Here is a 25902-nt window from a genome sequence, read left to right on the forward strand (position 1 = left end):
AGGAGAGCGATCGTGATCACGGCCACGGACCTCGAGGTCCGCGCTGGTGCGCGCATCCTGCTCTCGCCCGACGGTCCCGACCTGCGCGTGCAGCCCGGCGACCGCATCGGGCTGGTGGGCCGCAACGGCGCCGGTAAGACGACCACCCTGCGCATCCTGGCGGGGGAGACCGAACCCTATGCCGGGGCGATCAACCGCGTCGGCGAAATCGGTTATCTACCACAGGATCCCAAAGAGGGTGATCTCGATGTGCTGGCCCGCGACCGGGTTCTGTCGGCCCGCGGGCTTGACGTGTTGCTGACCGACCTGGAAAAGCAGCAGGCGTTGATGGCCGAGGTCGCCGACGACGACGCCCGCGACCGCGCGATCCGCCGGTACGGGCAGCTGGAGGAGCGTTTCGTCGCCCTGGGCGGCTACGGCGCGGAAAGCGAAGCGAGCCGCATCTGCGCGAGTCTCGGCCTGCCGGAACGGGTGCTGACCCAGCAGCTGCGCACCTTGTCCGGCGGGCAGCGGCGGCGGGTGGAACTGGCCCGCATCCTGTTCGCCGCGTCGGAAGGCGGGGCGGGAACGTCGGGTTCGTCGACCACGCTGCTGCTCGACGAGCCGACCAACCACCTGGACGCCGACTCCATCGGCTGGCTGCGGGATTTCCTGCGCGCGCACACCGGCGGGCTGGTGATCATCAGCCACAACGTGGAACTGCTCGCCGACGTCGTCAACCGGGTGTGGTTTCTGGACGCGGTGCGCGGCGAGGTCGACGTCTACAACATGACGTGGCAAAAGTATCTCGACGCGCGGGCCACCGACGAGCAGCGCCGGCGCCGGGAGCGTGCGAACGCCGAACGCAAGGCCACCGCGCTGCGCTCACAGGCCGCCAAGCTCGGCGCGAAAGCCACCAAAGCCGTTGCCGCGCAGAACATGTTGCGTCGTGCCGACCGGATGATGGCCGCGCTCGACGACGAGCGGGTGGCCGACAAGGTGGCCCGCATCAAGTTCCCCAACCCGGCCGCCTGCGGGCGCACGCCGCTGGTGGCTACCGGGCTGAGCAAGTCCTACGGGTCGCTGGAGGTCTTCACCGGCGTCGACCTGGCGATCGACCGGGGGTCGCGGGTGGTGGTGCTCGGCCTCAACGGCGCAGGCAAGACCACGCTGCTGAGGATCCTGGCCGGCACCGAGGCCCCCGACACCGGGGGGCTCGAGCCCGGGCACGGGCTGCGGATCGGGTACTTCGCCCAAGAACACGACACGCTCGACAACGATGCGACCGTGTGGGAGAACATCCGCCACGCCGCACCGGATTCGGGTGAGCAGGATCTGCGTGGCCTGCTGGGCGCGTTCATGTTCAGCGGCGCCCAACTCGACCAGCCGGCGGGCACCCTGTCCGGCGGTGAGAAGACGCGCCTTGCGCTGGCCGGTTTGGTGGCCTCGACCGCCAACGTGCTGTTGCTCGACGAGCCGACGAACAACCTCGACCCGGCCTCGCGCGAGCAGGTGCTCGACGCGCTGCGCAGTTACCGGGGCGCGGTGGTCTTGGTGACGCACGACCCCGGTGCCGCCGAGGCCCTCGACCCGCAGCGCGTCGTGCTGTTGCCCGACGGCACCGAGGACTTCTGGTCCGACGAGTACCGGGACCTCATCGAGCTGGCCTGAGTTCGGTTGCGATGTGGCTGAATCGGCCCGCGGCTTTCACTCGGGGTGCCTGCGACGCTACGGCCGTTTCTCAAGAATCGTTGCGCCGCACCGAATTTTCCACCAGGTCGAGGACCGCGGATAAGCGCTGCGGGTCCTCGCCGGCCGCCGACCTTGCCACCAGGCCGTCGAGGACCAATTCCAGGTAGCACTGCAGCACGTCGCCGGGCACGTCGTCGCGGATTCGGTGTGCTTCGGTCTGCCGGCGCAGCCGATCGGTGGTCGCCGCGGCAAGCTCGGCGGAACGCTCGGCCCAGCCCTGGCTGAACGCGGGATCGTTGCGCAGCTTGCGGGCGATCTCCAATCTGGTTGCCAGCCAGTCGAATTGGTCCGGCGCGGCCAGCATGTCGCGCATCACCTGGATGAGTCCCGCGCGGGAAGCCACGTCGGCCATCCGCTCGGCGTCTTCGTGGGCGAGGGCGAAGAACAGCGCGTCCTTGTCCCGGAAGTGGTGGAAGATCGCGCCGCGCGACATCCCGATCGCCTTCTCCAGCCGGCGGACCGTGGCTTTGTCGTAACCGTATTCGGCGAAGCAACGGCGGGCGCCGTCGAGGATCTGGCGGCGGCGAGCCGCCAGATGGTCCTCGCTGACCTTAGGCACGGGTGGCCGAAACCGGGTCGGGGTTAACCGGACTTGAGCATGTTGCGCAGCACGTACTGCAGGATGCCGCCGTTGCGGTAGTAGTCGGCCTCACCGGGGGTGTCGATGCGCACCACCGCGTCGAACTCGACGGCGTCCCCGCCGGATCCCTTGCTGGCCTTGACATGCACTGTCTTCGGCGTCTTGCCGTTGTTCAGCTCTTCGATCCCGGTGATGTCGAACACCTCGGTGCCGTCCAGGCCCAGATCCTTGGCCGACTTCCCGTCGGGGAACTGCAACGGGATCACGCCCATGCCGATCAGGTTGGAGCGGTGAATGCGCTCGAACGACTCGGCGATCACCGCGCGAACGCCCAGCAGCCGCGTTCCCTTGGCGGCCCAGTCCCGTGACGAGCCCGAGCCATACTCCTTACCGCCCAGCACCACCAGCGGAATGTCTTGCGCCGCATAGTTTTGCGCCGCATCGTAGATGAACGCCTGGGGCCCGTCGTCCTGGGTGAAGTCGCGCGTGTAACCGCCCGACACGTCATCGAGCAGCAGGTTGCGCAATCTGATGTTGGCGAACGTACCGCGGATCATCACCTCGTGGTTGCCGCGCCGCGAGCCAAACGAGTTGTAGTCCTTGCGCTCCACGCCGTGTTCGTCGAGGTACTGCGCGGCCGGGGTGCCCGGCTTGATGCTGCTGGCCGGGGAGATGTGGTCGGTGGTCACCGAATCGCCCAGCAGCGCCAGCACCCGGGCGCCGGTGATGTCGGCGACCGGCTCGGGCTCGGCCGGCATGCCCTCGAAATACGGGGGCTTACGGACGTATGTCGAATCGGCGTTCCACTCAAAGGTGTTGCCGCTTGGGGTGGGCAGGTTGCGCCACCGCTCGTCACCCTTGAACACGTCGCCGTAGTTCTTGGTGAACATCTCGGAGTTGATCGCCGAGGCGATGGTGTCGGAGACGTCCTTCTGCGACGGCCAGATGTCTTTCAGGAAGACGTCGTTGCCCTCCTTGTCCTTGCCGAGCGGCTGTGACTCGAAGTCGAAGTCCATGGTTCCGGCCAGCGCGTAGGCCACCACCAGCGGAGGCGACGCCAGGTAGTTCATCTTGACGTCGGGGTTGATGCGGCCCTCGAAGTTGCGGTTACCGGAGAGCACGGCGGTCACCGAAAGGTCGTTGTCGTTGATGGCCTTCGAGATTTCGTCGGGCAGCGGCCCGGAGTTGCCGATGCAGGTGGTGCAGCCGTAGCCGACCAGGTAGAAGCCGAGCTTCTCCAAATACGGCCACAGGCCGGCTTTGTCGTAGTAGTCGTTGACCACCTGTGAGCCCGGCGCCATGGTGGTCTTCACCCACGGCTTGGACGTCAGTCCCTTCTCGACGGCGTTGCGGGCCAGCAGCGCGGCGCCCAGCATCACCTCGGGGTTGGAGGTGTTGGTGCACGAGGTGACCGCGGCGATCACCACCGCGCCGTGGTCGAGCACGAATTCGCCTCGCTCGTCCGACTTCACGGTGACCGGGTTGCTCGGGCGGCCCTTGGCGTGGGCGGCCGCCGAGTGCACCTCGGGAACGTCGTCGGCATGTCCGTTCGACACCGCGCCGGGATCGCTGGCCGGGAACGTCTCCTCGACCGACTCGTCGAGCTTCGAGTAGCCCTGTTGGCCGTCGCCGTCGACGTAGCTCAGGATTTGCTCGCGGAAGGTGGACTTGGCGGCCGACAAGGCGATGCGGTCCTGCGGGCGCTTGGGACCGGCGATCGAGGGCACCACTGTGGAGAGGTCGAGCTCGAGGTACTCCGAGAACGCGGGTTCGTGGTCCGGGTCATGCCACAGCCCCTGCTCTTTGGCGTAGGCCTCCACGAGCGCCAGTTGCGCCTCCGTGCGACCGGTGAACTTCAGGTAGGAGATGGTCTCCTCGTCGATCGGGAAAATCGCTGCGGTGGAACCGAATTCGGGGCTCATGTTGCCCAGCGTGGCGCGGTTGGCCAGCGGCACTTCCGACACGCCCTTGCCGTAGAACTCGACGAACTTGCCGACCACGCCGTGCTTGCGCAGCATCTCGGTGACGGTCAGCACGACGTCGGTGGCCGTGACGCCCGCCTGGATCTCACCGGTCAGCTTGAAGCCGACGACCCGCGGAATCAGCATCGACACCGGCTGGCCCAGCATCGCGGCCTCGGCCTCGATGCCGCCGACGCCCCAGCCCAGCACGCCAAGGCCGTTGACCATTGTGGTGTGGCTGTCGGTCCCCACGCAGGTGTCGGGATAGGCGAGGCCGTCGCGGGTCATCACCACGCTGGCCAGATACTCGATGTTGACCTGATGCACAATGCCGGTGCCCGGGGGCACCACCTTGAAGTCCTGGAAAGCTCCCTGCCCCCAGCGCAGGAACTGATAGCGCTCGCCGTTGCGCTGGTACTCGATCTCGACGTTGCGCTCGAACGCGTCCGCGGTGCCGAACAGGTCGGCGATCACCGAGTGGTCGATCACGAGGTCGGCGGGGGCGAGCGGGTTGACCTTGTCCGCCTTGCCGCCGAGGTCGCCGATGGCCTCGCGCATGGTGGCCAGGTCCACGATGCACGGCACACCGGTGAAGTCCTGCATCACCACGCGGGCCGGCGTGTACTGGATCTCAATGCTGGGCTCCGCCTTGGGATCCCAGTTCGCGATGGCCTCGATGTGATCCTTGGTGATGTTGCTGCCGTCTTCATTGCGCAACAGGTTCTCGGCCAGCACCTTGAGGCTGTAGGGCAGTTTCTCGGTATTGGGAACGGCGTCGAGACGATAGATCTGATAGCTCTGGTCGCCGACCTCGAGGGTGTCGCGGGCTTCGAACGAATTCACGGAATCAGTCACTTGAAACTCCCAGAGTCTTTAGTTCTCCCGCCGCGACGGGCTGGCGCCGGCGGGTCGTCCAAACTATCGTGCCGACTTTAACAGTACGCTTGTCCTGCATTGCGACGGCACTCGTGGTCCAGTCTTGTCGCCGTGGCCGCCGGTTGAAAACCCCCGCGAGCGCTCCAATCCCTGGCCGAGCGTCACGCTAAAGTGACCGCCGTGGCCGAGAGTCACGCCAGCGTGACGGGCACATGAGGAGGGACGCGATGACCGGCCAGGCTTTGCCGCTCTACATTCCGGTGGACGTCGACATGACCATGGTGAAGGCCCAGGTCGCCGCGACCGGAGTCAGCGCGCCGCCGGCGGCAATGCCGGGGCTGCTCGATGTGGTCAACCACGCGCATGCCGAGGGCATCAACCTTAAAATCGTGCTGCTCGACCACAACCCCCCGAACGACACCCCGCTGCGCGACATCTCGACGGTGGTCGGCGCGGACTATCACGACGCGACGGTGCTGACGCTCAGCCCGAGCTACGTCGGCAGCTACAGCACGCAGTTCCCCCGCGTCACGCTCGAGGCCGGTGAGGACAACGCCAAGACGGGCAACCCCGTGGTCTCCGCGCAACATTTCCTGCACGAGCTGGACACGCCCGAATTTCCCTGGACCGGCCTGACGATTTTCCTGTTGATCGCCGTCTTCGCCGCGGCCGTCGGCACCCGCTTGTTGCAGTTGCGCAGCAGGCGCGCAGCAACATCCGACGACACCGCGACAACCACCGCCACCGACGCCAATACTGCGGTCTAGCCACAGGTATTCGCTTTTTCAGGTTGTTTCGGCCAACCGTCGCGACGTGCTGCGGCAAACCGGTTAGGTCACCGTTCGGTCACATTAAACGCACGTAGAGAGTGCGATTTCGGTGGGGCGTTTGCATGCCCACCCGTGTGACGTACGGTGCAAATGATGCTGGTGTTGTCTTTGGCGCCTTTCGGGGATCCTGTGGCTGGCGCCACCCGTCGCGTTGAGCTGTAGGAGACCTGAGTCGAATGAGACGCACACGCTGGGGGTCTTCTGCGCGACCGGCCGCGAGGCTGGTGCGGCCCGTCGTCCCCTCCGTGTTGAGCCTGGCCCTCCTGATAGCGACGCCCGGCCTCGCGGAGGCCGATCCCACCGCCGACAACCTGGCCGGACTCATCGCCGACGTCGCCAAAGCCAACCAGCGGCTGCAGAACCTGAGCGCCGAGATCCAGACCGAACAGGAAAGCGTCAACAAGGCCCTCGTCGACGTCGAGACCGCGCGGGACAACGCGGCCACCGCCCAGCACGACCTGGAGACCAGCCAGCAGTCGGTCAAAGACGCCAACATCGCCATCGCCGGGGCGCAGCACCGCTTCGACACCTTCGCCGCGGCCACCTATATGAACGGTCCGTCCAACAGCTACCTGACCGCGAGCAGCCCCGACGACATCATCGCCACCGAAGCCGCCGCCAAGAACCTGACCACGAGCTCGCAGGCCGTGATGGCCAAGCTGCAGCAGGCCCGCACCGAGCAGGTGAACAAGGAATCGGCGGCGCGGCTGGCCAAGCAGAACGCCGACAAGGCCGCCGCCGATGCCAAGTCCAGCCAGGACGCCGCGGTGCGGGCGCTGACCACCTCCAAGCAGAAGTTCGACCAGCAACGCGAAGACATCATTCGCCTTGCCGCGCAACGAGATCAGGCTCAGGTCAAGCTCGACGCGGCCAAGCGCGAGGCCGCCCGTCTCTGGTCCGCGGGCGCCGGCGGCCCCGGAGCACCGGCGTCGGGTGACCGGTGGGAGACCGGGTCGCCGGGCGCGCCGGCGCCGTCGTCCGGTGGCCGTCAGTGGGATGGCGCCTGGGACCCCACCCTGCCGATGATCCCGAGCGCCAACGTGCCCGGCGACCCGATCGCGGTGATCAACCAGGTGCTCGGCATTTCGGCGACCTCGACCCAGGTCACCGCGGGCCTGGGCCGCAACTTCCTGCAGCAGCTGGGCATCCTCAAGCCCGACGACACCGGCATCACCAACGCGGCTCCCGGCGGGGTCGGGGGGCGCATTCCCCGGGTCTACGGCCGGCAGGCCACCGAATACGTGATCCGGCGCGGCATGTCGCAGATCGGCGTGCCCTACTCCTGGGGCGGCGGCAACGCGGCCGGCCCGAGCAAGGGCATCGACTCCGGTGCCAACATCACCGGCTTCGACTGTTCGGGCCTGGTGCTGTATTCGTTCGCCGGGGTGGGCATCAAGCTGCCGCACTACTCGGGGTCGCAGTACAACCTGGGCCGCAAGATCCCGTCCTCGCAGATGCGCCGCGGCGACGTCATCTTCTACGGCCCGGGCGGTAGCCAGCACGTGACGATCTACCTCGGCGACGGCCAGATGCTCGAGGCCCCCGACATCGGGTTGAAGGTCCGCGTCGCCCCGGTGCGCACCAGCGGCATGACGCCCTACGTGGTCCGGTACATCGAGTGGTGATCGAGTGAGTGCTGAACGGACGGGCATGCGCCGCAATCGGTTTCGTATCGTCAACCTCGCCTGGATCACCGCAGTGGTGGCCGGGCTGATGTTGTCCGTGACAGCCCCGGCTCCGCTCGCCGGGGCCGACCCGGGCGAATGGGACCCCACCCTGCCCGCCCAGATCAGTGCCGGTGCGCCCGGCGACCCGCTCGCCGTCGCCAACGCCTCGCTGCAGGCCACCGCCCAGGCCACCCAGACCACGATGGACCTGGGCAGGCAGTTTCTCGGCGGTCTCGGGATCAACATCCTGGGCGATCCCGCACCCGCTGCGGCCGCCACACCGTCCAACCCCGGCGGCAAGATCCCGCGGGTCTATGGCCGGCAGGCCATCGAGTACGTGATCAAGCGGATGGGTGCGCAGATGGGGGTGCCCTACTCGTGGGGCGGGGGCACGCTGGACGGCCCCAGCAAGGGCGTCGGCGACGGCGCCAACATCACCGGCTTCGACTGCTCGGGCCTGATGCGCTACGGGTTCGCCGGCGTCGGCGTGCTGATCCCGCGGTTCTCCGGTGACCAGTACAACGCCGGGCGCCACATCCCGCAGGATCAGGCCAGGCGCGGCGACCTCATCTTCTACGGCCCGAACGGCAGCCAGCACGTCACCATGTACCTGGGCAACGGTCAGATGCTCGAGGCATCGGGCAGCGCCGCGAAGGTTACGGTCAGCCCGGTTCGTAAGCCCGGCATGACCCCGTTCCTGACCAGGATCATCGAGTACTGAACGCGGGCCGGCGACGCATCAGCTGGGCGAGCGTCGACGGAATTCGGTGGGCCTGGAATAGTTGGACGCGGGCACGTCGCTGCCCGGCAGTCGTGTCCGTTTGAGCGTGGAGGGTTCTTGATGACAGCAGCAGGTGGGCCGCCGCCAGGCGCCAGCGGTTACTCGGGCCCGGGCGGGCAATCCGGCCCGGCTCACGAAGCGCCGGCGGGCGGTGGCAACGGACTGGCCGCCGAGGTGCAGACCCTGGAACGGGCCATCTTCGAGGTCAAACGCATCATCGTCGGTCAGGACCAGCTCGTGGAGCGCATGCTGGTCGGCCTGCTGTCCAAAGGGCACGTGCTGCTCGAGGGTGTCCCCGGCGTCGCCAAGACCCTCGCCGTCGAGACCTTCGCCAAGGTGGTCGGCGGGACGTTCGCGCGCATCCAGTTCACGCCCGACCTGGTGCCCACCGACATCATCGGTACCCGCATCTACCGGCAGGGCAAGGAGGAGTTCGACACCGAGCTCGGCCCGGTGGTCGCCAATTTCCTGCTCGCCGACGAGATCAACCGTGCGCCGGCCAAGGTGCAGTCGGCGCTGCTGGAGGTCATGCAGGAACGCCAGGTCTCGATCGGCGGCAAGAGGTTCCCGCTGCCCAACCCGTTCCTGGTGATGGCGACGCAGAACCCGATCGAGCACGAGGGTGTGTACCCGCTGCCCGAGGCCCAGCGGGACCGCTTCCTGTTCAAGATCAACGTCGGCTACCCGTCGCCGGAGGAGGAGCGCGAGATCATCTACCGGATGGGCGTGCGCCCGCCGGAGCCCAAGCAGATCCTCAACACCGGTGACCTGCTGCGGCTGCAGGACATCGCTGCCAACGGCTTCGTCCACCACGCGCTGGTGGACTACGTCGTGCGCGTGGTGACCGCCACCCGCCACCCCGAACAGCTCGGCATGAACGACGTCAAGACCTGGATTTCGTTCGGGGCGTCGCCGCGCGCCTCGTTGGGCATCATCGCCGGGGCCCGGTCGCTGGCGCTGGTCCGCGGCCGTGACTACGTGATCCCGCAGGACGTCGTGGACGTCATTCCCGACGTGCTGCGGCACCGGCTGGTGCTCACCTACGACGCGCTGGCCGACGAGATCTCACCGGAGATCGTCATCAATCGGGTGTTGCAGACGGTGGCCCTGCCTCAGGTGAATGCCGTTCCGCAGCAAGGGCATTCGGTGCCCCCGGTGATGCAACCCGCCGGTGCGGCCAGCGGTCGGTGACCGATCCGAAGAGGTCGGCGGGGCCTGTGCATCCGCCATCGATGCAGCGGGGCCAGATCGACGACCCGAAGCTGTCGGCGGCGCTGCGCACCCTCGAACTCACCGTCAAACGCAAGCTCGACGGGGTGCTGCACGGCGATCACCTCGGCCTGATCCCGGGCCCCGGCTCGGAGCCGGGGGAGTCGCGGGAGTACCAGCCCGGCGACGACGTCCGCCGCATGGACTGGGCCGTCACCGCGCGCACGACGCACCCGCACGTGCGACAGATGATCGCCGACCGGGAGCTCGAAACGTGGCTGGTGGTCGACATGTCGGCCAGCCTGGACTTCGGCACCACCGTGTGCGAGAAGCGGGACCTGGCCGTGGCGGCCGCGGCCGCGATCACCTTCCTCAACAGCGGGGGCGGCAATCGGCTCGGCGCGATCGTGTCCACCGGCGCCAACATCACCCGGGTGCCCGCCCGTTCCGGACGCCAGCACGAGCAGACGCTGCTGCGCACCATCGCCACCACGCCGCGCGCTCCGGTCGGGGTGCGCGGCGACCTGGCGACGGCGATCGACGCGTTGCGCCGTCCGGAACGCCGGCGCGGCATGGCGGTGATCATCAGCGACTTCCTGGGGCCGATCAACTGGATGCGGCCGCTGCGGGCCGTCGCGGCCCGGCACGAGGTGCTGGCCGTCGAGGTGCTCGACCCCCGCGACGTCGAGCTGCCCGACATCGGCGACGTGGTGTTGCAGGACGCCGAGTCCGGCGTCACGCGTGAATTCACCATCGACGCCCAGCTGCGCGACGATTTCGCCAAGGCCGCCGCGGCGCACCGCGCCGATGTCGCGCGCACGATCCGCAGCTGCGGGGCCCCGATCCTGACGCTGCGCACCGACCGCGACTGGATCGCCGACATCGTGCGCTTCGTCGAATCCCGCCGGCGCGGCGCCCTGGCAGGGCGGCAGTGACCCTGCCGCTCCTGGGCCCGATGTCGTTGTCGGGCTTCGAACATTCGTGGTTCTTCCTGTTCCTGCTCGTCGTCTTCGGGCTGGCCGCGCTCTACATCCTGATGCAGCTGGCCAGGCAGCGGCGCATGCTGCGGTTCGCCAACATGGAGCTGCTGGAAAGCGTCGCCCCCAAGAGGCCACCCAAGTGGCGGCACCTGCCGGCGATCCTGCTCATCGCGTCGCTGGTGCTGTTCACCATCGCGATGGCGGGCCCGACGAACGACGTCCGGATTCCCCGCAACCGTGCGGTGGTGATGCTGGTGATCGACGTCTCGCAGTCCATGCGCGCCACCGACGTGCAGCCCAACCGGATGGCGGCCGCCCAGGAAGCCGCAAAGCAGTTCGCCGACGAACTGACCCCGGGCATCAACCTCGGGCTGATCGCCTACGCCGGCACCGCGACGGTGCTGGTGTCGCCGACGACCAACCGGGAATCGACCAAGACCGCGCTGGACAAGCTCCAGTTCGCCGACCGCACCGCCACCGGGGAGGGCATCTTCACCGCCCTGCAGGCCATCGCGACGGTCGGCGCGGTGATCGGCGGTGGCGACAAACCGCCGCCGGCGCGCATCGTGTTGTTCTCCGACGGCAAGGAGACGATGCCGACCAACCCGGACAACCCCAAGGGCGCCTTCACCGCGGCGCGCACCGCCAAGGACCAGGGCGTGCCGATCTCGACCATCTCCTTCGGCACCCCGTACGGTTTCGTCGAGATCAACGACCAGCGCCAGCCGGTACCCGTCGACGACGAGACGCTGAAGAAGGTCGCCCAGCTTTCGGGCGGAAACGCTTACAGCGCAGCGTCATTGCAGGAACTCAAGTCCGTGTACGGGACGCTGCAGCAGCAGATCGGCTACGAGACCATCAAGGGCGATGCCAGCGTGGGCTGGGTGCGGCTGGGTGCGCTGGTCTTGGCGCTGGCGGCGCTGGCGGCGCTGCTAATCAACCGGCGCCTGCCGACCTGACGTCGCGTCGCTCAGGGCGACCGTCAGCCGGCGGCGATCACCGCCGAGGGCGGGTACGACGCGGGGATCGGATTGAGATTCGGCACCACGGGGGTGCCGGGGGACACCGGGTCGACGCGGCTGAGCGTGAAGCGCGCCCCGCCGGCCAGCTCCTGCGGCGTGCAGATGAACTCCCGGGTGGCCTGGAGCCGCCAGCGGTCCTGCGCCAGGCAGGCGCGCCGCCCGGCGCGGGTGGCGGCGTCGAGCAGCGCGAGCGCGTCGGCCCAGGATTCGTCGGTGCGGGTCTCCAGCACGATCGGCTTACCGTGGGCGTGCGCGGCCAGGTAGTCCAGCGCGATGGGCACGCCCGTCAGCTCGTCGCGGTCTCTGCGTAAGGCGTCCGTCGTGAGCGCCAGCACCACCCCGACCGCCAGGCTCCCCGCCGCGGCGCCGGCCGCCAGCCGGGGGGCTATCGGCTTTTCCCGCGCCGCCGCCAGCACCATCAGCGCCGAGGAGCCCAAGATGAGCAAAGCCAGGGGCAACGCGTAAGAGAAGACGCCGATGTACGACTGCCAGAGATGGTCCACGCCGTACCAGCAGTAGAAGGCGAACAGCGCGGTGGCCAGGGCGGTGACTCTGAGCAGGCGGCGGGAGAACTCGTGCACCGCCTCGTCGACACCGGGACGCGTCAGCCTGCGGACCAGCGCCAGATCCACGACGAACAGCACCACCAGGAACACCGTCCCGAGGGCGGGACCCGGACCCCAGAACTGCGCGAGAAACCGCGCGGCCGCCACCGGCGGGTTCGGCGCGCGGTGGCCGTAGGCCAGGTACTGCGGAATCTCGCCCGGCCAGTGCAGGGTCACGTTGAGCACGATGGGGAGCAGAAACAATGCCAACACCGCCGAGGCGATCAGCACTTCACGGCGGTGCGTGAGCAACCGGCGCCGCTGAGGCAGGAGCGCCGCCAGCCCAAGCAGGGGCACCAGCAGCAGGAATTCCGCGTGCCCGTGCACCAGCAGGCCGCCGGCGAGCACCATGATCCACAGATGGCGCAGCCGTCCGGCAGCCACCGACGCGACCGCGAAGACGTAGAGCAAAAACGGGGCGAAGCAGGCGTGGGGCATCCAGGTGGAGCACACCAGCTGGGGGTGTTCGGCGAGGAAGATCAGGGTGATGCCGGCCGCGGTGAGTACCGCCGGCACCGAGCGCACCCACGTGTACAGGATGGCCAGCGCCAGCGCGATCAGTGTCGCGTTGAGCGCCATGATCGCGATCGCCTGCCCGTTATAGGCCGCCGGAACGAGACGGGTCAGGTCGTGCAGCAGCCATTCGCCGCCGGCCTGCACGTAGAAGAAAGCCGGACCGGGATGGTGGAAGCCGACCCTGGAGTAATGCCCGGTCAGCAGGGCGAAGTGCTTGGCCTGCAGGGTGAGGATCGAGTTGGCCGCGGGGTCTCCGGCCTCGTAGACGGGGTGGGTGAACAGCCCGCGGTTGCGCACCAGCAGCAGGACGAGCAATCCGCCCCAGCAGGCCGCGAAAATCGCCGTGGCTTGGGCGTTGAGCCTTAAGTGTCGGGTCGGGGCTGCGGCCATGAGGGTCAAATCCTAAGCGAGCCAACGGCGGGTTCGCGCGGCGGCGGCGGCCCGGGGTGAATCGACGTTGCGCTCGCGCTGAGCCGATTGCAGCGCTGGCCGGCCGAGGCGATAAGTTGGCCGGGTGACTGAGACGGCCACCGAGCAAGCCACCGAACCCGCCGCGAGCGGCGGCAGACCCCCATTCGTATCCCGTTCAGTCCTGGTCACCGGCGGAAACCGGGGGATCGGGCTGGCGATCGCGCAGCGGCTGGCCGCCGACGGCCACAAGGTGGCCGTCACGCACCGCGGATCCGGGGCGCCCGAGGGACTGTTCGGAGTCGAGTGCGACGTGACCGACAACGACGCCATCGATCGCGCCTTCAAGGAGGTCGAGGAGCACCAGGGCCCGGTCGAGGTGCTGGTGTCCAACGCCGGCATCTCCAAGGATGCGTTCCTCATCCGGATGACCGAGGAGCGGTTCGAAGAGGTCATCAACGCCAACCTCACCGGGGCGTTCCGGGTGACCCAGCGCGCCGCGCGCAGCATGCAGAAGAAGCGGTTCGGCCGGATCATCTACATCGGCTCGGTCTCCGGGAGCTGGGGCATCGGCAACCAGTCCAACTACGCGGCCGCCAAAGCCGGCCTGATCGGCATGGCCCGCTCGATCTCCCGGGAGCTGTCCAAGGCCGGGGTGACCGCGAACGTGGTGGCCCCCGGCTACATCGACACCGAGATGACCCGCGCGCTGGACGAACGGATTCAGGCCGGGGCGCTGGAGTTCATCCCGGCGAAGCGGGTCGGCACCGCCGCGGAGGTCGCCGGGGTGGTCAGCTTCCTGGCGTCCGAGGACGCCAGTTACATCGCCGGCGCCGTCATCCCGGTCGACGGCGGCATGGGCATGGGCCACTGAGTTAACGACATAACGACTTTAAGGACGGACATGGCAGGACTGCTCGACGGCAAACGGATTCTGATCTCGGGAATCATCACCGATTCGTCGATCGCGTTTCACATCGCCAAGGCGGCCCAGGAGGCGGGTGCGCAATTGGTGCTGACCGGATTCGACCGGTTGCGCCTGATTCAGCGCATCGCCGACCGGCTGCCCGAGAAGGCGCCGTTGATCGAACTCGACGTGCAAAACGAGGAGCACTTGAATTCGCTCGCCGACCGGGTGACGGCCGAGATCGGCGAGGGCAACAAACTCGACGGTGTGGTGCATTCGATCGGTTTCATGCCGCAGACGGGGATGGGCATCAACCCGTTCTTCGACGCTCCCTACGAGGACGTCTCCAAAGGCATTCACATCTCGGCGTATTCGTATGCCTCGCTGGCCAAGGCCGCGCTGCCGATCATGAACCCGGGCGGCTCCATCGTGGGTATGGACTTCGATCCCAGCCGGGCGATGCCGGCCTACAACTGGATGACGGTGGCCAAGAGCGCGCTGGAATCGGTGAACCGATTCGTGGCGCGTGAGGCGGGCAAGTTCGGTGTGCGCTCCAATCTCGTTGCCGCGGGCCCGATCCGGACGCTGGCCATGAGCGCGATTGTCGGCGGTGCGCTCGGCGAAGAGGCCGGCGCGCAGATGCAGCTGCTCGAAGAGGGCTGGGACCAGCGCGCCCCCATCGGCTGGAACATGAAGGACCCGACGCCGGTGGCCAAGACGGTGTGCGCGTTGCTCTCGGACTGGCTGCCGGCGACCACGGGGACCATCATCTACGCCGACGGCGGCGCAAGCACCCAATTGCTGTAAAAGCGGATTGCTCTAGAGCCCAATGGAATTCGATGCCGCCCTGCTGCTGTCCTTCGGTGGGCCGGAAGGTCCCGAGCAGGTTCGGCCGTTCCTGGAGAACGTCACCCGCGGCCGCAACGTGCCCCCGGAACGTCTCGACCATGTCGCCGAGCACTACCTGCACTTCGGTGGGGTGTCGCCGATCAACCGGATCAACCTCGCGCTGATCCAGCAGCTCGAAGCCGAACTGCATGACCGCGGCCTGGATCTGCCGGTCTACTTCGGCAACCGCAACTGGGCGCCCTACGTCGAAGACACCGTGACGACGATGCGCGACAACGGAATTCGTCGGGCCGCGGTGTTCACCACATCGGCGTGGAGCGGCTATTCCAGCTGCACACAGTACGTCGAGGACATCGCCCGGGCGCGCGATGCGGCCGGGCCTGATGCGCCCGAATTGGTCAAGCTGCGGCCCTATTTCGATCATCCGCGGTTCGTCCAGATCTTCGCCGACACCATCGGCGCGGCCTCGGGCGCCCTGACCGCCGAACAACATACCGCCGCGCGTCTGGTGTTCACCGCGCATTCCATCCCGGTGGCCGCCGACGACCGCGTGGGCCCGCGGCTCTATAGCCGCCAAGTCGCCTACGCCGCAAGCCTTGTGGCGGCCGCAGCCGGATACACCGAGTACGACCTGGCGTGGCAGTCCCGGTCGGGGCCGCCGCAGGTTCCGTGGCTGGAGCCCGACGTCGCCGACCACCTGACCGCCTTGGTGCGGGCCGGCACCGATGCCGTCATCGTCTGCCCGATCGGGTTCGTAGCCGACCACATCGAGGTGGTGTGGGACCTCGACACCGAGTTGGCGGCCCAGGCGGAGGCGGCGGGAGTCGCGATGGTGCGGGCCTCGACGCCCAACGCCCACCCGCGTTTCGCGCAACTGGCCGCCGACCTGATCGACGAACTGCGCTACGGCCGCACGCCCGAGCGGGTGAGGGGGCCGGACCCGGCGCCGGGTTGTCTGGCCAGCGCCAACGGTGCGCCGTGCCGCCCGCCGCACTGCGCGGCCGAGACCGGCGCCTAGTCGCCCCAGGCCGAATGCAGGATCGCGGTCACGGCCGCCATCCGCGCCGACCGCACCACGGCGGTCAGCGGTCGCAGCGCATCGCTGGCGATGCGGGCCTCGGACGATGATTGCGTTCCCACCGGTTCCAGCCCGGCGGCGACGGGCGCGGTGAAACGGTCCGCCGAGTCCGATCGACTCAGGCCCGCGCTGACCGCGATGATGGCGTCGACGTGCGCGGCGTTCTCCAGCACCCGCAGCGCGCGCGTCGGCGCATGGTCCGGAATGCGGTGTCGCCGTGCGGATTCCAGCAGCTGCTCGACAAGCCCACGCGGGTCGTCGACGTCGGCGGCCGCGGCTCCCAGCCCGATGGCGCCCAGAGCGTCGGCGGCCGAGCGCACGGCGGACCGCAGCGTGTACTCGGCGTCGCCGAGCTCGTAGTGGTCCAGCACCGGGGCACCGGGCAGCGAGTACACGGTCCACGTCAGCCCGCACAATTCCGCCAGGCGCCTCTCGTAGTCCTCGGGCGCGTCCTCGTCGTCCTCATAGGAGAATTCGGGCACCAGGCCCACGGCGGTGCCGGGGTTGCGGGGGTTGGCGATGATGACCGCCTCTCCGGCGGCCAGGGCGTCCCGCTCGAACTGCGTCCCCGGGGCCAGCCCGCGCACATCGCCGGGTACCGGCAAAACCACGTTGATCGTCCCGCGCATCAATCCCGCGCCGCCGCACGACGGCGTCGGACGCCCGATCGCGCCGCGCAATGTCTGCAGCAGCGTCACCGTCCCGGCGTCGTTCACGTCGGGCCAGGGCAGCCCGGTGTGGCCCGCGGCGACGGCATCATACGCCGTCACCGATTGCTTTGGCGCCCAAACGGATAACGCGTCCAGGACGTCGTCGGGCGCGGCCTTTCCAGCGAGCCAGGCATTGGCCCACAGGGACAGCGAAACACTGGGACACCACACGATCACGCAGTGTAGTTGTTTTGCCCGGCGAAGGCGGATCACGCGTATTCTTGCCGCATGCCCGCCGCGTTGCTTTGGCTAATATTCGCGCTGGTGCTGGCCGGCGCGGAGGCGCTCACCGGTCATTTGTTTCTGGTGATGCTCGGCGGCGGCGCACTGGCCGCGGCGCTCACCAGTTGGCTCACCGACTTCCCGGTGTGGGCGAACGGGGCGGTGTTCCTGGTCGTGTCGGTGCTGCTGCTGGTGCTGGTTCGCCCGCCGCTGAAGCGGCGGCTGACGCCGGCCGCGGCGCCCACTCTGGGAATCGAGGCGCTGCGCGGCAAAACCGCGCTGGTGCTGCAACGGGTCGGGCGCGACGCGGGCCAGGTCAAACTCGACGGCCAGGTGTGGTCCGCGCGCCCGCTCAACGAGGCCGACGTCTACGAACCCGGCGAGCCGGTCACCGTCATGCAGATCGACGGCGCCACCGCGGTCGTCTTCAAGAGCGGTCTGTAGCGACCGCAAAGAGCTTCAGCGAGAAAGGAATTCCTATGGTTGCTGGTTTGGTGCTGCTGGCCGTCCTGGTGATCTTCGCGATCGTCGTGGTGGCCAAGTCCGTGGCGCTGATACCTCAGGCGGAGGCGGCGGTGATCGAACGGCTGGGACGGTACAGCCGCACCGTCAGCGGGCAACTGACCTTGTTGGTGCCGTTCATCGATCGGGTTCGCGCGCGGGTGGATCTGCGTGAGCGGGTGGTGTCGTTCCCGCCGCAGCCGGTGATCACCGAGGACAACTTGACCCTCAACATCGACACCGTGGTGTACTTCCAGGTCACCGTTCCCCAGGCAGCCGTCTACGAGATCAGCAACTACATCGTCGGGGTCGAGCAGCTCACCACCACCACGCTGCGCAACGTCGTCGGCGGCATGACGCTCGAGCAGACGCTGACCTCGCGCGATCAGATCAACGGGCAGCTGCGCGGCGTGCTCGACGAGGCGACCGGCCGCTGGGGGTTGCGGGTCGCCCGCGTGGAACTGCGCAGCATCGATCCGCCCCCGTCGATCCAGGCGTCGATGGAAAAGCAGATGAAGGCCGACCGCGAGAAGCGGGCGATGATCCTGACCGCCGAAGGTATGCGCGAGGCGGCGATCAAGGAGGCCGAGGGCAACAAGCAGGCGCAGATCCTGGCCGCCGAGGGTGCCAAGCAGGCCGCCATCCTGGCCGCCGAGGCCGACCGGCAGTCCCGGATGCTGCGCGCCCAGGGTGAACGCGCCGCGGCGTACCTGCAGGCGCAGGGCCAGGCGAAGGCGATCGAGAAGACGTTCGCGGCGATCAAGGCCGGCCGGCCCACCCCCGAGATGCTGGCCTACCAGTACCTGCAGACGTTGCCGGAGATGGCGCGCGGTGACGCCAACAAGGTGTGGGTGGTGCCCAGTGACTTCAACGCGGCGTTGCAGGGCTTCACCAAGCTGCTGGGAACCCCGGGCCAGGACGGCGTGTTCCGCTTCCAGCCATCGCCCGTCGATGACGCGCCCAAGCACAGCGCCGACGACGACGCCGACGTCGCCGACTGGTTCTCCACCGAAACCGACCCCGCGATCGCCCAGGCGGTGGCCAAGGCGGAGGCGATCGCCCGCCAGCCGGCAGATGGCCCGGCCGGGGAGCTCACTCCCTAGGATTGCGGAATGAGCGTGTTGACTTCCCCGAAGACCTACACGGCGCTCGGCGTGTTCCACGCCGCCGACGCAGTAGCGTGCGGCGTCCAGGTGGCACCCATCAAGAAGGTCCTCGACACCGTGGGCGTCCCGGAGAACATCCGGCCCGTGCTGCCGGTGGTCAAAGGGGCCGCCGCGGTGGGATTGCTGTCGGTCAACCGGTTTCCCGCTCTGGCGCGCCTGACGACTGCGATGCTGACGTTGTACTTCGTACTGGCGGTCGGCGCGCATGTCCGGGTGCGCGACAAAGTCGTCAACGGCCTTCCGGCCGCGCTGTTCCTGGCGCTGGTCGCCGCGATGACGATCAAGGGACCCGACGAGAACTAGTCCAGGCGCAGCTCGACCAGCGGCAGCGGAGTGTCCGTGTCGGTGATCGGGACGCCGAGCGTGTCTTCGAGCACCGGGCGCATCCGCTCCCACGCTGTGGGGTGGCGGGTTCGGTAGGCGGCCAGGGTGCGATCGGCTTCCGCGGTGGTCAGCACGCGCGCGGCGGCGGTCCTGGGCGCGTGGCTGCCGACGTACACGCGCACCCGGGGATTGGCTTCGATGTTGCGGAACCACTGGGCTTTTCGGCCGAAGCCCGAAGCCACCACGTAGCTGTCTGCCGCCGGGTGGTCGACGACTTCCAGCGCAGCATAGCGCGGCATGCCCGACTTGCGGCCGGTGTGCTCGAGCAACAGGATGCGCGAGCCGAACAGCGCGCCCGCGCGGGCTTTGTAGATCCAGATCGGCGCGCGCATGAGGCGGCGCGAGCGCAGCAGCCGTGCGGCGAGGCTGGTGGGAAACGACGATCGATCTCGTGGCACCTTCCCATCCTGCACTGCGGGCGGCGGAATGGTCCCGGCGAATCGACGCAACCGGCCCCGCGTACCGGGCCGACGCCCGTCGCCGTCACGATTTCAGGCATCGTGACGGCGACAGGATCAGTTGTCAGGGATGCGGCGCGGGGGACGCCGACGTCGGCGCGGGCGGTGCCGCGGATCCCTCGCCCGGGGGCGGCGGCCAGAAGCCGCGCGGGGGTCCCGGCGGCCCAGGCGGCGGCGCGAATCCGAAACCACCCGGCGCCGGGCCGCCCATCGGCGGGGGCGGGGGACCGTGGAACGGTGCCGCCGCGAACCCCGGCGGCGGCCCGGGAAGCGGTGGCGGGGGCGGCCCGACGCTGACGATCCAGGCGAAGGCGATCGCCGCGACCGTGCCGACCGCGCCGAGCAGCACGCCCGCCACTCCGGCGCCGATCACCACGCCGGTGGGGTGACGGCGCCGCTCAGGTGCTTGGTAGGCGACCGGCGCCGGCGCGGGTGGATTGGTGTTGATGTCGTCGTTCGTGGTCATGTCACGGACGTTAAGAGCCGGGGCTGAAATGGATCTGAAGAAATCGGACGCCTGTCGAACGGACCTCATCCGTCACAGTGGTCACCGGCGCAGGCCACCACACTTTCGCCCGCCTTCGAGCGACAACGCGGTGACGCCGCAGGCTCAGAGCGAAGTTGTCGCTCGAAGGCGGGCAATGCCTCATGCCTTCCGCATCTGTGACCAACGTGGCGCCTGGGGCGACACCGGCCTTCAGGTTCGTTTCAGCACCGGTGCCGACAATGGGGGGATGACGGATTGCCCACGCGCCGGCGGCCACTTCAGCGTCGGCACGCCGCGGGTGCTGGTCGTCGAAGACTCCGAGACCATCCGGGAGATGGTCAGCGAGGCGCTCGCCGATGTCGGCTATCACACCGACGCCCGCTGCGACGGCGACGGCCTGGAAGAAGTTCTCGACGGGATGCGGCCCGACCTGGTGGTGCTCGACGTGATGCTGCCCGGGCGCGACGGGTTCGAACTGATCGACGTCGTCCGCGAATGGGGCGACATCGGGATCGTCCTGATCACGGCGCGCGACGGGCTGCCCGACCGGCTGCGCGGACTCGACGGCGGCGCCGACGACTACGTCATCAAGCCGTTCGAACTGGCCGAACTGGTGTCGCGGGTCGGCGCGGTGCTGCGCCGTCGCGGCCGGCTGTCGGAGGTGATTCAGGTGGGCGACGTCACCCTGGACCTCGGCGCCGGCGTCGCCGCGCGCGGCGGTCACCGGCTGGATCTGACCGCGACCGAGCTGCGGGTCCTGGCGTTCCTGGTGGAGCAGCGCGGCCGGATCGTCAGCGCGGGCCAGATCCTGAACGGGGTGTGGGGTTACGACGCCTACGACCCCAACCTCGTGCAGGTTCATGTCAGCGGCCTGCGGCGCAAGCTCGAGGCGCACGGGCCGCGGGTCCTGCACACGGTGCGCGGCATCGGTTACCGCCTGCAGGCCGAGCGGTCATGACGGCCGCGTCGACGACGCCGACGCCGTCGCTGCAACGTCGCGTGACGCTGGTGGTGCTGGCGCTGCTGGCCGTCCTGCTGGTGGTGCTCGGCGTCACCATCGACATCACGATGGGTGTTCTCGCGCACCGCAATCTGCACGACCGGCTGCTGGCCGCGACGTCGCGCGCCGACGCGTTGAGCGCCGCGCACACCTCACCCGATCTGCTCGCTGCCGAGCTCAACGGCGGCGGGATCCGGGCGCTGGTGATCACGGCCGGCGGCACCACGTACGGCGACCGCGGCATCAATCCCGACCTGAGCGACGGCGACGTCGCACCGCCGCCGTTCTATCCGTCGCCGCCCCCATACCCGCCGCCTTATCCGCCACCGCCGTATCCGCCGTATCCGCCACCGCCGTATCCGCCGTATCCGCCACCGCCGTACGCACTTCCGCCGCCGCCCGGCCCTCCGCCGGATGCCACCGCGACGGCCGTCGTGCACCCGCTGCCCGATGGCAGCAGGGTGATCCTGGTCGCCGACACCACGCAGACCACTCAGGTCGCGCATCAGTTGCGCGGCTTGATGATCGGGGCGGGTCTGGTGACTTTGCTGCTCGCGGCGCTGCTACTCGTCGCGGTCAGCCGGGCGGCGCTGCGTCCGCTGGATCGGCTCACCGCGCTGGCCAACGCGATCACCACCGGGGACCGCGGCCGGCGGCTGCGCCCGGATCGCACGGATACCGAATTAGGCCGCGCGGCAAGCGCTTTCGACGGCATGCTGGACGCACTGGAACTGTCCGAGCGCCGGGCCCGGCGCGCCGCCGACACCGCACAGCGCGCGGAGACGGCGACCCGGCGATTTCTCGTCGACGCCGCCCACGAGTTGCGCACTCCGATCGCCGGGATTCAGGTCGCCGCCGAGCAGGTCGCGCACAGCGCCTCCGAACACCACGACGACGGGCAATACCGCCGGGCCAGCCTGCTGCTCTCCGACGCCCGCCGCGCCGGACGGCTCGTCTCCGACATGCTCGACCTGAGCCGCATCGACGCCGGGCTTGCGCTCGAGCTGCACGACGTCGACGTGGCCGCCGTTCTCGATGGGGAAGCCGACAGGGCCGCGATACTGGCACCCCAGATCAGCGTCACCCGCACCGGTCTGGCCACCCTGCATCTCGACGCCGACGCGATCCGCCTGTCGCAGATCGTGTCCAACCTGCTCGACAACGCGCGCCGGTACACACCGGCCGGCGGAGCCATCACCGTCGACCTTCGCGCAACCGAGGGCGTCGCGGAAGTCACCGTCACCGACACCGGTCCAGGCATCCCGGATGACCAGCGGGACAACATCTTCGAGCGGCTGGTCCGCCTGGATCCCGGCCGCGCCCGCGACCACGGCGGCGCCGGGCTGGGGCTGGCGATCGCGCGGGCGCTGGCGCGTGCCCACGGCGGCGAACTGGTGTGCCTGCCGCACGAGGGCGGCGCACAGTTCCGGCTCACGCTGCCGCGGGCATGAGGCCGAGCGGTGGCCGCCGCTCTGAGGCGACCACCGCTCGGCACGCCGGGCGTCAGAACCCGGGCGGCGGCGGACGGAACTGTCCACCGGGACCGCCGGGCGGCGGCGGTGCGAGCGGTCCGCCCGGCGGCGGGGGCGGGCCACCCGGGCCACCCGGTCCGCCCGGCCCCGGTCCCCAGGGTTGCCCCGGGCCTGGCGGCGGGGGCGGGGGATCCGCGCTCGCCACCGCGGCTCCGAACCCTGCCGCGGCCGCCCCAAGGGTTCCCGCGATCAACGAACCAGCGATCAGTTGCTTGATCTTCACTGGGCCCATCCATCCTCTCTGTCGACGGTTTCTTCACCCGGTCGGCGCGAAATCGTGCTATTCGCACCGCATTACCGGTCACCGCGCCCCGTCATGGCGAGCCGGGGCGATGCCGTGACGGTAGGAAGTCAGCCTGAAGCCGACCTGAAGATCTCGGGAGCCGGTCAGCGAGAGCCCGTCAGCGCGGCGAAGCGGTCACGGCCGTCAGGTGCCACTTGTCCAGCCAGGGCCGCACCGACTCGGCGACGGAAAATTTCGCCCGCGCCGCGCAACGCGGCTCTGGAGAATATAGGGATCGCCGCCGCGGATGAGGATGCCGACCGCGCTGACGGTGCCGTCCGTCTCGTACCGATCTTTCGCGCACCGCGCGGCGGTCTGAACGAAATCGGCGATCAGCCGATGGTGGCGGGCTCGGGGGAGCGCTCGTCACCGACGGGACCGTGCGCCCGGCGGTGGTGGCTACGGAAGTGGCGGATCTCTACGACGAGCCCTGCCAGACCCAGAGCGCTGGTGATCGCCGACACCAGATACAGCAGCGCGCTGATGTGACCGGCGAGCGCATCGCCAAGGACCACCACGGCGGTGGTGCCGGGCAGTAACCCGACCAGCGTCGCGACCGCGTAGGGCAGCACCCGCACGCTCGACGCGCCTGCGGCGTAGTTAAGGGCCGAGAACGGCACGGCGGGAATCAGCCTCAGCGACAAGATGGCCAGCCAGCCGCGTTGTCGCAGGCGCTGTTCCACCGAGTCAATCGATCGGTGGCGCACCAAGCGATTCAGCCGCCACCCGACTGCGCGCACCAGCAGCATCGCGATCATCGCACTTGCGGTGCTGGCGATCACCGCGATTGCGACGCCCAGCAGTGGGCCGAACAGCAGTCCGGCCGACAGAGTGAACGCCGTACGCGGAACGGGCACCACCGTCACGACGATGTGGGCGAGAAGGAACGCCAGCGGAAACCACGGTCCGACGGAGTGCGCCCAGTCGCGCATCTGCACGGGCGAGGGGAGCGGCAACCACGACGCCAACACCACCAGCGCTGTGATGCCCACCACTGTCCAGGCGATCCGCGACCGGGACACGCCTCGCGCGGCGACGCCGATGGCGCAGCCGATATCGCGAAGCGTTTCGGTGATTTTGCTGGTGGCGGAACCCGGCACGGCTTCCTAGGGTACGGGCCGTAGATGAATAAGCCGTTTCCCGAGGGTGGCGTTTCCTCCGAAATCGGGAACGCCCGCCGCAAGTGGCGGTTTTTTGCGACGAGCGGTCATCAATTAGCCTCAGTAGCTAAGTGGTACCCCCAGAGCAGTAGCCCAAATGCTGGGAAAAGGGAGCAATCGGTGTCCATTGATGTACCCGAGCTCGCCGACCTAGAACAGGTTCGCGGGCGTTGGCGCAGTGCGGTCGCCGGTGTGCTGGCCAAAAGCACCCGGAAGGACCCCGATCAGTTGGGAGACGCGCCCGAGCGGCTGCTGGAAACCCCCACCTACGACGGAATCGCGGTCCGCGCGCTCTACACCGCGCTCGACGAACTGCCAGAGCCGCCGCTGCCGGGCGAGTGGCCGTATGTGCGCGGCGGTGACGCAGTGCGGGACGTCAAATCCGGCTGGAAGGTCGCCGAGGCCTTCCCGGCTACCCCGGTACCCGGCGTCGCGGCCAAGGACGTGAACTCCGCGGTGCTGGACGCGCTGGGCAATGGGGCCGGCGCCGTGGTGCTGCGGATCGGTGAATCGGGTGTGGCACCCGATCAGCTGGGGGAGATGCTCGAGGGTGTCTACCTGAGCATGGCGCCGCTGATCCTGCAAGCCGGTGCCGACTACCTGGCGGCCAGCGACGTGGCGCTTGCGCTGGCGGACGGGGTGGACCCTGATCAGCGCGCCACCCTGTCGATCGACCTGGGCGGCGACCCGCTGAGCGCGACACACAGTGACCGACCGGCGCCGACGATCGAGGACGTGATCGCCGTGGCCAAGCGGGCCGCCGGTCGGACCGGGGTGCGCGCGATCACCATCGACGGGCCGGCGTTTCACAACCTCGGCGCCAACGCGACGTGGGAGCTCGCCGCCGGTGTCGCGGCCGCCGTGAGTTACCTGCGGGTGCTCACCGAATCGGGGTTGTCGATCCGCGAGGCGTTGGGGCAGATCAGCTTCCGATTCGCCGCCGACGACGACCAGTTCATGACGATCGCGAAGTTCCGCGCCGCGCGCAATCTTTGGGCGCGGGTCGCCGAAGTTGTCGGCGAGCCGGACGCCGGCGCGGCCGGGGTCCACGCCGAGACGTCGCTGCCGATGATGACCCAGCGCGACCCGTGGGTGAACATGCTGCGCTGCACCCTGGCCGCCTTCGGCGCCGGTGTCGGCGGCGCCGACTCGCTGCTGGTATTTCCGTTCGACGTCGCGATCGACGGCGGATTCCCGGGCATAGCAACGAGTTTCGCCCGTCGCATCGCGCGCAACACGCAGCTGTTGCTTCTCGAAGAGTCACACGTGGGCCGGGTGTTGGACCCGGCCGGTGGTTCCTGGTTCGTCGAGGACCTGACCCTGCGCCTGGCCGAGCGGGCCTGGGAGCATTTCCAGGCCATCGAGGCCCACGGCGGATTCACGAAAGCCCGCGACCTCATCGCCGGCCAGATCGCCGAGGTCGCCGCCCGTCGCAGCGACGACATCGCGCACCGCCGGACCGCGATCACCGGCGTCAACGAATTTCCCGACCTCACCGAAGCTCCTCTGCCGCAAAGCGACTCGTCGTATTCGCCGCTGGCGGCCGGAAACCTGGTGCGTTACGCGGCGGAATTCGAGGCGCTGCGGGACCGATCGGATGCGTACCTGGACCGCACCGGATCGCGCCCGAAGGTACTGTTGCTGCCGTTGGGCCCGTTGGCCGAGAACAACATTCGCGCAACGTTCGCCTCGAACCTGCTGGCTTCCGGTGGCATCGAGGCGATCAACCCGGGCACGGTCGACGCCGACGGCGTCGCATCAGCGGTGACGGACGCGGGGTCGCCGGCGGCGGCGGTCATCTGCGGCACCGACAAGCGCTACCAGGACGAGGCCTCGGACGTCGTGCGGGCGGCGCGGGACGCCGGCACCGCGCGCGTCTATCTGGCCGGGCCGGACAAGGCCGTGGCCGGCGCCGAGCACCAACCGGACCAATTCCTGACCGCGAAAATCAATGCGGTCGAAGCTCTGTCGGATCTGCTCACAAGGCTGGGGGCGTAGT

The 25902-nt window shown here is 68.9% G+C and carries 23 protein-coding genes and 2 pseudogenes; 16 read left to right on the forward strand and 9 right to left on the reverse strand.

What is annotated here, in order from left to right; translation table 11 throughout:
• The first annotated feature begins 12 nt into the window (after positions 1 to 12).
• Positions 13 to 1650 (forward strand): ABC-F family ATP-binding cassette domain-containing protein, encoded by a 1638-nt coding sequence (locus tag AC5Y4T_RS14155; protein ID WP_499953857.1) that lies wholly within the window; start codon positions 13 to 15, stop codon positions 1648 to 1650.
• Positions 1651 to 1720: 70 nt separating this feature from the next.
• Here AC5Y4T_RS14155 and AC5Y4T_RS14160 read toward each other — a convergent pair whose 3' ends face one another.
• Both AC5Y4T_RS14160 and AC5Y4T_RS14165 read right to left on the reverse strand, forming a co-directional pair.
• Positions 1721 to 2290: a TetR/AcrR family transcriptional regulator gene (locus AC5Y4T_RS14160; protein ID WP_499919771.1), complete on the reverse strand. Its 570-nt coding sequence runs from the start codon at positions 2288 to 2290 to the stop codon at positions 1721 to 1723.
• A 23-nt stretch (positions 2291 to 2313) separates the two neighbouring features.
• Positions 2314 to 5127, reverse strand: coding sequence for an aconitate hydratase (locus AC5Y4T_RS14165; protein ID WP_499919772.1), 2814 nt, complete (start codon positions 5125 to 5127; stop codon positions 2314 to 2316).
• 233 nt (positions 5128 to 5360) lie between these two features.
• On the opposite strand from AC5Y4T_RS14165, the gene AC5Y4T_RS14170 reads away from it, so the two are divergent.
• The 6 genes from AC5Y4T_RS14170 (at position 5361) to AC5Y4T_RS14195 (ending at position 11574) form a co-directional block, all read left to right on the forward strand.
• Complete coding sequence (locus tag AC5Y4T_RS14170) at positions 5361 to 5915, forward strand: Rv1476 family membrane protein (RefSeq protein WP_499953862.1); 555 nt, start codon at positions 5361 to 5363, stop codon at positions 5913 to 5915.
• 239 nt (positions 5916 to 6154) lie between these two features.
• Entirely contained in the window at positions 6155 to 7603 is a 1449-nt protein-coding gene (gene ripA, locus AC5Y4T_RS14175) for an NlpC/P60 family peptidoglycan endopeptidase RipA (protein WP_499953865.1), read from the forward strand.
• A 25-nt stretch (positions 7604 to 7628) separates the two neighbouring features.
• On the forward strand, positions 7629 to 8366 hold the full coding sequence (gene ripB, locus AC5Y4T_RS14180; RefSeq protein ID WP_499953951.1) for an NlpC/P60 family peptidoglycan endopeptidase RipB: 738 nt from the start codon (positions 7629 to 7631) through the stop codon (positions 8364 to 8366).
• A 120-nt stretch (positions 8367 to 8486) separates the two neighbouring features.
• Complete coding sequence (gene moxR1, locus AC5Y4T_RS14185) at positions 8487 to 9617, forward strand: chaperone MoxR1 (protein ID WP_499919775.1); 1131 nt, start codon at positions 8487 to 8489, stop codon at positions 9615 to 9617.
• A gap of 41 nt (positions 9618 to 9658) precedes the next feature.
• The gene (locus tag AC5Y4T_RS14190; protein WP_499953953.1) at positions 9659 to 10570 is read left to right on the forward strand and encodes a DUF58 domain-containing protein; all 912 of its coding nucleotides are present in this window, start codon (positions 9659 to 9661) and stop codon (positions 10568 to 10570) included.
• Positions 10567 to 11574: a VWA domain-containing protein gene (locus tag AC5Y4T_RS14195; RefSeq protein ID WP_499953869.1), complete on the forward strand. Its 1008-nt coding sequence runs from the start codon at positions 10567 to 10569 to the stop codon at positions 11572 to 11574. The genes AC5Y4T_RS14190 and AC5Y4T_RS14195 overlap by 4 nt, the downstream gene beginning before the upstream one ends.
• Before the next feature lie 23 nt (positions 11575 to 11597).
• On the opposite strand, the gene AC5Y4T_RS14200 is transcribed toward AC5Y4T_RS14195, so the two are convergent.
• Positions 11598 to 13148, reverse strand: coding sequence for a hypothetical protein (locus tag AC5Y4T_RS14200; RefSeq protein ID WP_499953873.1), 1551 nt, complete (start codon positions 13146 to 13148; stop codon positions 11598 to 11600).
• A gap of 124 nt (positions 13149 to 13272) precedes the next feature.
• On the opposite strand from AC5Y4T_RS14200, the gene fabG1 reads away from it, so the two are divergent.
• The 3 genes and pseudogenes from fabG1 to AC5Y4T_RS14215 all read left to right on the forward strand — a co-directional run.
• A complete protein-coding gene (gene fabG1 / locus AC5Y4T_RS14205; protein WP_499953877.1) occupies positions 13273 to 14040 on the forward strand; it encodes a 3-oxoacyl-ACP reductase FabG1 in 768 nt (255 codons plus the stop codon).
• A 30-nt stretch (positions 14041 to 14070) separates the two neighbouring features.
• The gene (gene inhA, locus AC5Y4T_RS14210) at positions 14071 to 14880 is read left to right on the forward strand and encodes an NADH-dependent enoyl-ACP reductase InhA (protein WP_499919780.1); all 810 of its coding nucleotides are present in this window, start codon (positions 14071 to 14073) and stop codon (positions 14878 to 14880) included.
• Positions 14881 to 14902: 22 nt separating this feature from the next.
• Positions 14903 to 15968, forward strand: a pseudogene (locus AC5Y4T_RS14215) (ferrochelatase); the annotation flags it as partial.
• Here the strand turns inward: AC5Y4T_RS14215 and AC5Y4T_RS14220 are convergent.
• On the reverse strand, positions 15937 to 16881 hold the full coding sequence (locus tag AC5Y4T_RS14220) for an Rv1486c family protein (protein WP_499953880.1): 945 nt from the start codon (positions 16879 to 16881) through the stop codon (positions 15937 to 15939). The pseudogene AC5Y4T_RS14215 and the gene AC5Y4T_RS14220 sit on opposite strands and share 32 nt — an antisense overlap.
• 57 nt (positions 16882 to 16938) lie before the next feature.
• Here AC5Y4T_RS14220 and AC5Y4T_RS14225 point away from each other — a divergent pair, with 57 nt between their 5' ends.
• Genes AC5Y4T_RS14225 through AC5Y4T_RS14235 form a run of 3 tightly spaced genes read left to right on the forward strand, consistent with a single transcriptional unit; the run spans position 16939 to position 18902 of the window.
• Positions 16939 to 17376, forward strand: a complete 438-nt coding sequence (locus tag AC5Y4T_RS14225; protein ID WP_499919782.1) for an NfeD family protein — start codon at positions 16939 to 16941, stop codon at positions 17374 to 17376.
• A gap of 35 nt (positions 17377 to 17411) precedes the next feature.
• Positions 17412 to 18536 carry an SPFH domain-containing protein gene (locus AC5Y4T_RS14230; protein ID WP_499919783.1) on the forward strand — a complete coding sequence of 375 codons (1125 nt, stop codon included), beginning with the start codon at positions 17412 to 17414 and terminating at the stop codon, positions 18534 to 18536.
• A 9-nt stretch (positions 18537 to 18545) separates the two neighbouring features.
• Complete coding sequence (locus tag AC5Y4T_RS14235) at positions 18546 to 18902, forward strand: DoxX family protein (RefSeq protein ID WP_499953883.1); 357 nt, start codon at positions 18546 to 18548, stop codon at positions 18900 to 18902.
• On the opposite strand, the gene AC5Y4T_RS14240 is transcribed toward AC5Y4T_RS14235, so the two are convergent.
• Both AC5Y4T_RS14240 and AC5Y4T_RS14245 read right to left on the reverse strand, forming a co-directional pair.
• Positions 18899 to 19315, reverse strand: a complete 417-nt coding sequence (locus tag AC5Y4T_RS14240) for a nitroreductase family deazaflavin-dependent oxidoreductase (RefSeq protein WP_499953955.1) — start codon at positions 19313 to 19315, stop codon at positions 18899 to 18901. The two genes, AC5Y4T_RS14235 and AC5Y4T_RS14240, sit on opposite strands and share 4 nt — an antisense overlap.
• 190 nt (positions 19316 to 19505) lie before the next feature.
• Complete coding sequence (locus tag AC5Y4T_RS14245) at positions 19506 to 19907, reverse strand: hypothetical protein (RefSeq protein ID WP_499953887.1); 402 nt, start codon at positions 19905 to 19907, stop codon at positions 19506 to 19508.
• 268 nt (positions 19908 to 20175) lie between these two features.
• Here AC5Y4T_RS14245 and AC5Y4T_RS14250 point away from each other — a divergent pair, with 268 nt between their 5' ends.
• Together AC5Y4T_RS14250 and AC5Y4T_RS14255 are read left to right on the forward strand one after the other, a co-directional pair.
• On the forward strand, positions 20176 to 20886 hold the full coding sequence (locus AC5Y4T_RS14250; RefSeq protein ID WP_499953891.1) for a response regulator transcription factor: 711 nt from the start codon (positions 20176 to 20178) through the stop codon (positions 20884 to 20886).
• Positions 20883 to 22379: a HAMP domain-containing sensor histidine kinase gene (locus tag AC5Y4T_RS14255; RefSeq protein ID WP_499953896.1), complete on the forward strand. Its 1497-nt coding sequence runs from the start codon at positions 20883 to 20885 to the stop codon at positions 22377 to 22379. The genes AC5Y4T_RS14250 and AC5Y4T_RS14255 overlap by 4 nt, the downstream gene beginning before the upstream one ends.
• A gap of 52 nt (positions 22380 to 22431) precedes the next feature.
• Here AC5Y4T_RS14255 and AC5Y4T_RS14260 read toward each other — a convergent pair whose 3' ends face one another.
• The 3 genes and pseudogenes from AC5Y4T_RS14260 to AC5Y4T_RS14270 form a co-directional block, all read right to left on the reverse strand.
• Positions 22432 to 22683, reverse strand: a complete 252-nt coding sequence (locus AC5Y4T_RS14260; RefSeq protein ID WP_499953899.1) for a hypothetical protein — start codon at positions 22681 to 22683, stop codon at positions 22432 to 22434.
• Positions 22684 to 22861: 178 nt separating this feature from the next.
• Positions 22862 to 23034 (reverse strand): annotated as a pseudogene (locus AC5Y4T_RS14265) (endopeptidase); the annotation flags it as partial.
• A 41-nt stretch (positions 23035 to 23075) separates the two neighbouring features.
• Complete coding sequence (locus AC5Y4T_RS14270; RefSeq protein ID WP_499953901.1) at positions 23076 to 23843, reverse strand: TVP38/TMEM64 family protein; 768 nt, start codon at positions 23841 to 23843, stop codon at positions 23076 to 23078.
• 180 nt (positions 23844 to 24023) lie between these two features.
• Here AC5Y4T_RS14270 and mutA point away from each other — a divergent pair, with 180 nt between their 5' ends.
• A complete protein-coding gene (gene mutA, locus AC5Y4T_RS14275) occupies positions 24024 to 25901 on the forward strand; it encodes a methylmalonyl-CoA mutase small subunit (protein ID WP_499953903.1) in 1878 nt (625 codons plus the stop codon).
• Position 25902 lies beyond the last annotated feature (1 nt).

The sequence above is a fragment of the Mycobacterium sp. NGS11 genome, from assembly GCF_059813315.1.